Genomic DNA, 1,108 nt, shown 5'->3' with positions numbered 1-1,108 from the left:
TAACGGTCTAGTGTATGATTTCGTTGCGTGTTTAAGCACTAAAGTTAGCAAATAAATCACAGATAGAAAGTCCGCGAGGACTTTCGTAAGTAAGCTCTAACTAGCAATGAATTATACACATTGTTGTAACCAGTTTGTATTTTTAAAAATACAATAAACTTGAAAAAAATAAAGCGATAACAATTAATATAAAACCGACACTTATTATAACGTTAATCCTTTTTTTGGTTATCGACCAAGTGTTAAATTCTTTAAAATATTTTAAATATGTGTCATTTTTAAATGTAGCGAAATAGCAAATTACATAAGAAATTATACCAAACGCAAAGAAAACGTATTTAGGTAAATTAAATTCAAATTCAGAGATTTTCAGTGTAATAATAGTTAAACTGATAAGTATTATAAAAATTAAACCTACAAGCCAGCCACCTATAAGATGTAAACTAAAACCATTTTTTTGATTAGTCCAAAAGTCATCCAAATATTCCTTTGTGTTTTCTATTCCATACTTCGTTTTCATTCTTCTTTTAACAGCAGGAATTTTGTATAACAAAAGAGCAGGATTTATTTTGTTAAAGAGAAAATGAATTTTTCTCTCAATTAGATATAGGCGAAAGTGTAAAATATTTAATCCTCTTTTCATTATTCAATTTCTAATTCACATACTTTACCGTTTTCGGTAGAGAAGTGAATTTTTGTTTTTCTTTTTTTATAATGATGGACTTTTGCATAAACAACTTTACCCCAAACCCAAGTTATCGAATCGTCACTTATTTTGTTCGGTTTTCCAATCAGTTTTTCCACGTAACTTTTGTCAAATTCGTTCAGCTTTGTAATTCCATTTTCTTTAACACGAATCATTTCTACAATTCCATTTTTCAGCACGTATTGAATTCCGTTATTCGTTAAAATCCAACCATTCTTAATTTCCGTATTTTGATTTTTATCTTCTTTATCATAAAATTCAGAAATCAGTTCGTTTGGTAATTCAGTCATATTTTGTCCGATTTCTATTCCGTTGAATTTCAGTGTATCAGAACTGAAATCAGGTTCAAAAATAACTGCTGGATTATATGTGAACTCGGTTTTTCTCAAATTGGTTACAACG

General features: G+C 28.6%; 2 protein-coding genes. Both read right to left on the bottom strand.

Going from position 1 to position 1,108, the window contains the following annotated elements:
- Positions 1–142 precede the first annotated feature (142 nt).
- Entirely contained in the window at positions 143–643 is a 501-nt protein-coding gene (locus tag VDP25_RS17620; protein ID WP_334471954.1) for a hypothetical protein, read from the bottom strand.
- On the bottom strand, positions 643–1,108 hold a 466-nt coding region (locus VDP25_RS17615), incomplete at its 5' end, for a hypothetical protein (RefSeq protein WP_334471952.1). The genes VDP25_RS17615 and VDP25_RS17620, both read right to left, overlap by 1 nt.

It is taken from the genome of Winogradskyella sp. ECml5-4 (assembly GCF_036903175.1).
Lineage (GTDB): Bacteria > Bacteroidota > Bacteroidia > Flavobacteriales > Flavobacteriaceae > Winogradskyella > Winogradskyella damuponensis.
This window is presented reverse-complemented; position numbering and strand designations above follow the sequence as displayed.